At 71.8% G+C, this 6,082-nt stretch carries 7 protein-coding genes; all 7 read left to right on the forward strand.

Translation table 11 applies throughout. The annotated features are described in order from the left end of the window. Window positions 1-102 (forward strand): bifunctional ornithine acetyltransferase/N-acetylglutamate synthase (locus tag Q0L15_RS09200; RefSeq protein ID WP_296603827.1); only part of this gene is annotated, 102 nt, incomplete at its 5' end. A gap of 73 nt (window positions 103-175) precedes the next feature. Beyond that, window positions 176-1,114 (forward strand): acetylglutamate kinase, encoded by a 939-nt coding sequence (argB, locus tag Q0L15_RS09205; protein ID WP_296603818.1) that lies wholly within the window; start codon window positions 176-178, stop codon window positions 1,112-1,114. Between the two features lie 32 nt (window positions 1,115-1,146). Next, window positions 1,147-2,295, forward strand: coding sequence for an acetylornithine transaminase (locus Q0L15_RS09210; protein WP_296603828.1), 1,149 nt, complete (start codon window positions 1,147-1,149; stop codon window positions 2,293-2,295). After that, the gene (gene argF, locus Q0L15_RS09215; RefSeq protein ID WP_296603820.1) at window positions 2,292-3,212 is read left to right on the forward strand and encodes an ornithine carbamoyltransferase; all 921 of its coding nucleotides are present in this window, start codon (window positions 2,292-2,294) and stop codon (window positions 3,210-3,212) included. Before Q0L15_RS09210 ends, argF begins: the two co-directional genes overlap by 4 nt. Beyond that, on the forward strand, window positions 3,209-3,760 hold the full coding sequence (locus tag Q0L15_RS09220) for an arginine repressor (RefSeq protein WP_296603821.1): 552 nt from the start codon (window positions 3,209-3,211) through the stop codon (window positions 3,758-3,760). Before argF ends, Q0L15_RS09220 begins: the two co-directional genes overlap by 4 nt. Continuing rightward, window positions 3,757-5,190: an argininosuccinate synthase gene (gene argG, locus Q0L15_RS09225; RefSeq protein ID WP_296603822.1), complete on the forward strand. Its 1,434-nt coding sequence runs from the start codon at window positions 3,757-3,759 to the stop codon at window positions 5,188-5,190. Before Q0L15_RS09220 ends, argG begins: the two co-directional genes overlap by 4 nt. Further along, on the forward strand, window positions 5,190-6,082 hold an 893-nt coding region (gene argH / locus Q0L15_RS09230), incomplete at its 3' end, for an argininosuccinate lyase (protein WP_296603824.1). The genes argG and argH, both read left to right, overlap by 1 nt.

The following is a 6,082-nucleotide window of genomic DNA, read 5'->3' on the forward strand; positions in this document are numbered from 1 at the left end:
AGCGTGACCATCGACCTCAAGGCCGGGTCCGCGCGGGCGACCGTCTGGACCAACGACCTCACGCACGCCTACGTCCACGAGAACAGCGCGTACTCCTCATGAGCGAGCGGAGCGAGCGAATCATTCAAGACAGCCCGCGTGCCTCATGCGCGCACGGAGCGAAGCGAGTACGTGCATGAGCGACATCGCCTACACCGAGCACGACCCGAGCAAGCCCGACCCGGCCAAGGCGCGCACGCTCGCGGCCGCGTTGCCCTGGCTCAAGCGCTACCACGGCAAGATCGTGGTGGTGAAGTACGGCGGCAACGCCATGACGGACGAGACGCTGAAGCGGGCGTTCGCCGAGGACATCGCGTTCCTCCGGTTCGCAGGCTTCAAGCCCGTCGTCGTCCACGGCGGCGGCCCCCAGATCTCCACGATGCTCGACCGCCTCGGCATCGAGTCGGAGTTCCGCGGCGGCCTGCGCGTGACCACGCCCGAGGCCATGGACGTCGTCCGCATGGTGCTGGTCGGACAGGTCCAGCGCGAGCTCGTCGGGCTGATCAACGAGCACGGCCCGCTCGCGGTCGGCTGCTCGGGCGAGGACGCCGGCCTGTTCACCGCCGAGCCCGCCAACACCGTCGTTGACGGCGAGGAGGTCGACCTCGGGCTCGTGGGGGAGGTGGCCCGGGTCCGCCCCGAGTCGGTGCTCGACCTCATCGAGGCGGGCCGCATCCCGGTCGTCTCGAGCGTCGCGCCCGACGTCGACGGCCAGGTCCACAACGTCAACGCCGACTCCGCCGCGGCGGCGCTCGCGATCGCGCTCCACGCGGAGAAGCTGCTCGTGCTCACCGACGTCGAGGGGTTGTTCCTCGACTGGCCCAGCTCGCAGGACGTCATCGGTGAGATCAGCCCCGAGGCGCTCGAGGAGATCCTCCCGACGCTGGCGTCCGGCATGGTGCCCAAGATGGGCGCGTGCCTGCAGGCGGTGAAGGGCGGCGTGCCGCGCGCGACGGTGGTCGACGGTCGCGAGCCGCACGCGGTGCTGCTCGAGCTGTTCACCAACGAGGGCGTCGGCACGCAGGTGCTGCCGGGCGTCGAGACCAAGACGCGGAAGGCGAGGGACGCCGAGTGAGCGACTACCAGGAGCGGTACGCCGCATCGTTGATGAACACCTTCGGGCAGCCGTTGCTGGTCCTCGAGCGCGGCGAGGGTGCCCACGTCTGGGACGCCGACGGCAAGGAGTACGTCGACCTGCTCGGCGGCATCGCCGTCAACGCGCTCGGCCACGGCCACCCCGCACTCGTCGAGGCGGTGACGACCCAGCTGCAGACGCTGGGTCACGTCTCCAACTTCTTCACCAGCGCGCCACAGGTCGAGCTGGCCGAGAAGCTGCTCGAGCTGCTCGGCGTCGGCGCCGGGGGCGGCAAGGTCTTCTTCACCAACTCCGGCACCGAGGCCAACGAGGCGGCGTTCAAGCTGACCCGGCGCACGGGCCGCACCCACATCGTCGTCGCGGAGGGCGCCTTCCACGGCCGCACCATGGGCGCACTCGCGCTGACCTCCAAGGAGGCCTACCGGACGCCGTTCGAGCCGCTGCCGGGCGACGTGACGTTCGTCCCCTACGGCGACGCGGACGCCCTGGCCGCGGCGGTGACCGACACGACCGCCGCCATCCTGCTCGAGCCGATCCAGGGAGAGGCCGGCGTCGTCGTACCGCCCGAGGGCTACCTGGCGGCCGCCCGCGCGGTCGCCGACGAGCACGGTGCGCTGCTGTGGTTCGACGAGGTGCAGTCGGGCATGGGCCGCACCGGCGCGTGGTTCGCCCACCTCGCCAGCGGAGTGCGGCCCGACGTCGTCACGCTCGCGAAGGGCCTCGGTGGCGGCTTCCCGATCGGGGCCTGCATCGGCGTCGGCGACGCCGGCACGCTGCTCCAGCCCGGCAACCACGGCACGACCTTCGGCGGCAACCCGGTCGCGTGCGCGGCCGCGCTCGCCGTGATCGGCACCATCGAGTCCGAGGGGTTGCTCGAGCACGTCACGGTCCTCGGCCAGAAGCTCCGTGACGGTCTGGCCGCCGACCCGCGCGTCACCGAGGTGCGCGGCGAGGGCCTGCTCATCGGGCTCGACCTGGCCGCGGAGGTCTCGGGCGAGGTCGTGGCAGCCGCCCGGCGCGCGGGCTTCATCGTCAACGCCCCGACCCCGCGCCGGATCCGGCTCGCTCCGCCGCTCGTGCTCACCACCGACGACGCCAACGCATTCCTCGCCGCCTGGCCGGCGATCCTCGACGAGGCGTTCGTGGGGGCGGAGTCATGAGGCACTTCCTCGCGGACGACGACCTCAGCCCCGCCGAGCAGGCGCAGGTCCTGGACCTGGCGGCCGAGCTCAAGGCGGCGCCGTACGACGCCAAGCCGCTCGCCGGGCCCCGCACGGTCGCGATGATCTTCGACAAGCAGACGCTGCGCACCCAGGCGTCGTTCGCCGCCGGCATCGCCGAGCTCGGCGGCCACCCGATGCTCGTCGACGGCGCGCTGGCCGGCATCGGGGTGCGCGAGTCCGTCCACGACGTCGCGAAGGTGCTGGGCCGGCAGGCCTCGATGATCGTGTGGCGCACCTATGCGCAGTCGCGGCTCGAGGAGATGGCCGAGCACGCGGGCGTGCCGGTGGTCAACGCGCTCACCGACGACTTCCACCCCTGCCAGCTGCTGGCCGACCTGCTCACGATCCGCGAGCACAAGCAGCGGCTGGCGGGCCTGAGCGTCGCGTTCGTCGGCGACGGTGCGTGCAACATGGGCAACTCCTGGCTGCTCGCCGGCGCCACGGCGGGCATGCACGTGCGCCTCAGCTCGCCCGAGGGCTACGCGCCCGACCGGGAGATGGTGGAGCGGGCCGCCGCGATAGCTGCGCAGACCGGCGGCTCGGCGACGCTCGAGCCCAACCCGGTCACCGCCGTGACCGGCGCCGACGTCGTCGTCACCGACACCTGGATCTCGATGGGCAAGGAGGACGAGGCTGCCGCCCGGGCGGCGGTGTTCGCGCCGTACTCCCTCACGTCGCGGCTGCTCGCGCACGCCGCCGACGACGCCATCGTGCTGCACTGCCTGCCGGCCTACCGAGGCAAGGAGATCGACGCCGAGGTGCTCGACGGTCCCCAGAGCGTGGTCTGGGACGAGGCGGAGAACCGCCGTCACGCCCAGAAGGCCATCCTGACGTTCCTGCTGGAGGCGCGATGAGCGAGCCGCTGCGTCCGACGACCAAGAGCGCCCGCCACCAGCGCATCGTCGAGCTGGTCACCCAGCGCGAGGTGCACTCCCAGGGCGAGCTCGCCGAGCTGCTGGCCGAGAGCGGTCTGCGGGTCACCCAGGCGACGCTCTCGCGCGACCTCGTCGAGCTCGACGCGATCAAGGTGCGCTCTCCCAACGGCTCCCTGGTCTACGCCGTCCCCGCGGAGGGCGGGGACCGACGACCGAGCGCGCCGGGGGAGACCGCGGCGGCGACGGCCCGGCTGGCGCGGCTGTGCGGCGAGCTCCTCGTGAGCGCCGACGCCAGCGCCAACATGGTCGTCCTGCGCACACCTCCCGGTGCGGCCCAGTTCCTCGCCTCGGCCTTCGACAAGGCCGAGCTCCCAGCGATCCTCGGCACGATCGCGGGTGACGACACCGTCCTGGTGATCGGCCGGGGGCCCGACAGCGGCGACGAGCTCGCCCGCAGGTTCCTGGCCCTGGCCGACGCCCACCCGCACGCCGAGCATCACCTCCAGCAGAAGGAAGACAATTCGTGAGCAAGGTCCTGACGTCACTCCCGATCGGCCAGCGGGTCGGCATCGCGTTCTCGGGAGGGTTGGACACCTCGGTGGCCGTCGCGTGGATGCGCGACAAGGGAGCGATCCCGTGCACCTACACCGCCGACATCGGCCAGTACGACGAGCCCGACGTCTCCGGCGTCCCCGCGCGCGCCGTCGAGTACGGCGCCGAGATCGCCCGCGCGGTCGACTGCCGCCAGCAGCTGGTCGAGGAGGGCCTGGCCGCGCTCGCGTGCGGCGCCTTCCACATCCGCTCCGGCGGCCGCGCCTACTTCAACACCACGCCGCTCGGCCGTGCCGTCACCGGCACGATCCTGGTCCGCGCCATGCACGAGGACGGCGTCGACATCTGGGGCGACGGCTCGACGTTCAAGGGCAACGACATCGAGCGCTTCTACCGCTACGGCCTGCTGGCCAACCCCGCCCTGCGCATCTACAAGCCGTGGCTGGACCCCGACTTCGTCCACGAGCTCGGTGGCCGCACCGAGATGAGCCAGTGGCTCACCGAGCACGGTCTTCCGTACCGCGACTCCCAGGAGAAGGCCTACTCCACCGACGCCAACATCTGGGGCGCCACCCACGAGGCCAAGACCCTCGAGCACCTCGACACCTCCCTGGAGGTCGTCGAGCCGATCATGGGCGTGAAGTTCTGGGACCCCGCGGTGGAGATCCCGACCGAGGACGTCACGGTCACCTTCGAGGAGGGCCGCCCCGTCGCCATCAACGGTCGGCGCTTCGACAGCTCGATCGAGCTCGTCCTGGAGGCCAACGCCATCGGCGGCCGGCACGGCCTCGGCATGTCCGACCAGATCGAGAACCGCATCATCGAGGCCAAGTCCCGCGGGATCTACGAGGCGCCCGGGATGGCGCTGCTGTGGTTGTGCTACGAGCGGCTGATGAACGCGATCCACAACGAGGACACGCTGGCCAACTACCACGCGAACGGTCGGCGGCTCGGTCGGCTGCTGTACGAGGGCCGCTGGCTCGACCCGCAGGCGCTGATGCTCCGCGAGTCGATCCAGCGGTGGGTGGCCTCCGTCGTCACGGGCGAGGTGACCGTGCGGCTGCGTCGCGGCGAGGACTACACGGTCGTGGACACCAACGGTCCCGCGCTGTCCTACCACCCCGAGAAGCTCTCGATGGAGCGCACGACCAACGCCGCCTTCGGCCCCACCGACCGCATCGGCCAGCTCACCATGCGCAACCTCGACATCGCCGACTCCCGCGCGATGCTCGAGATGTACGCCGGCCAGCCGCTCGACCAGGGCCAGGTGCTGGTCGAGAACGGCACGCTGTTCGGCGCGCTGCCGGCCGGTGGGTTCGACCAGATCACCGAGAACCCCGAGGTCGGGACCGAGCCCGACGAGGACGCCCTCGACGCCGCCGCGATGGAGTCCGGGACCGACTGATGGGCGCCGCTGAACCCTCCACCAACGTCGGCAAGCTCTGGGGCGGCCGCTTCGCGGGCGGCCCCTCGCCCGAGCTGGACGCGCTGTCCCGCTCGACCCACTTCGACTGGCGGCTCACGCCCTACGACCTGGCCGGGTCCCGGGCGCACGCCAACGCGCTGCACCGCGCGGGTCTGCTCACCGACGACGACCACGCCGAGCTGGTGCGCGGCCTGGACGTGCTGGGGGAGCGGTACGCCACCGGCGCCCTCCACCCGGACCCGACCGACGAGGACGTGCACGGCGCGCTCGAGCGCCTGCTGGTCGAGGAGGTCGGCGCCGATGTCGGCGGTCGTCTGCGTGCCGGGCGCAGCCGCAACGACCAGATCGCCACGCTGTTCAAGGTGTTCTTGCGCGACCACGCCGCGACGCTCGCGGGACAGGTCCTCGACCTGGTCGAGGCGCTCGCGGGCCAGGCGCGCGATGCGGGCGACGCGGTGATGCCGGGGCGTACGCACCTGCAGCACGCCCAGCCGGTGCTCCTCGCGCACCACCTCCTGGCGCACTGCTGGGCGCTGCTGCGCGACGTCGACCGGCTGAAGGACTGGGACGTCCGGGTGGCCGCCGACTCGCCGTACGGCTCGGGCGCGTTGGCCGGCTCGAGCCTGGGCCTCGACCCCGAGGGGGTCGCGGCGGAGCTGGGCTTCACCGGCTCCAGCGCCAACTCCATCGACGGGACGGCCTCGCGTGACTTCGTCGCGGAGTTCGCCTTCGTCGCCGCGCAGATCGGCGTCGACGTCAGCCGGATCGCCGAGGAGGTGATCCTCTGGTCGACGCGGGAGTTCGGCTTCGTGACGCTCCACGACTCCTGGTCGACGGGGTCCAGCATCATGCCGCAGAAGAAGAACCCCGA

The sequence above is a fragment of the Nocardioides sp. genome (assembly GCF_024509035.1).
Lineage (GTDB): Bacteria > Actinomycetota > Actinomycetes > Propionibacteriales > Nocardioidaceae > Nocardioides.

Coding starts and splice junctions, on each gene's coding strand:
- argF (WP_296603820.1), top strand. CDS start 2,292: ATGAGGCACTTCCTCGCGGACGACGACCTCAGCCCCGCCGAGCAGGCG.
- Q0L15_RS09210 (WP_296603828.1), top strand. CDS start 1,147: ATGAACACCTTCGGGCAGCCGTTGCTGGTCCTCGAGCGCGGCGAGGGT.
- Q0L15_RS09220 (WP_296603821.1), top strand. CDS start 3,209: ATGAGCGAGCCGCTGCGTCCGACGACCAAGAGCGCCCGCCACCAGCGC.
- argB (WP_296603818.1), top strand. CDS start 176: ATGAGCGACATCGCCTACACCGAGCACGACCCGAGCAAGCCCGACCCG.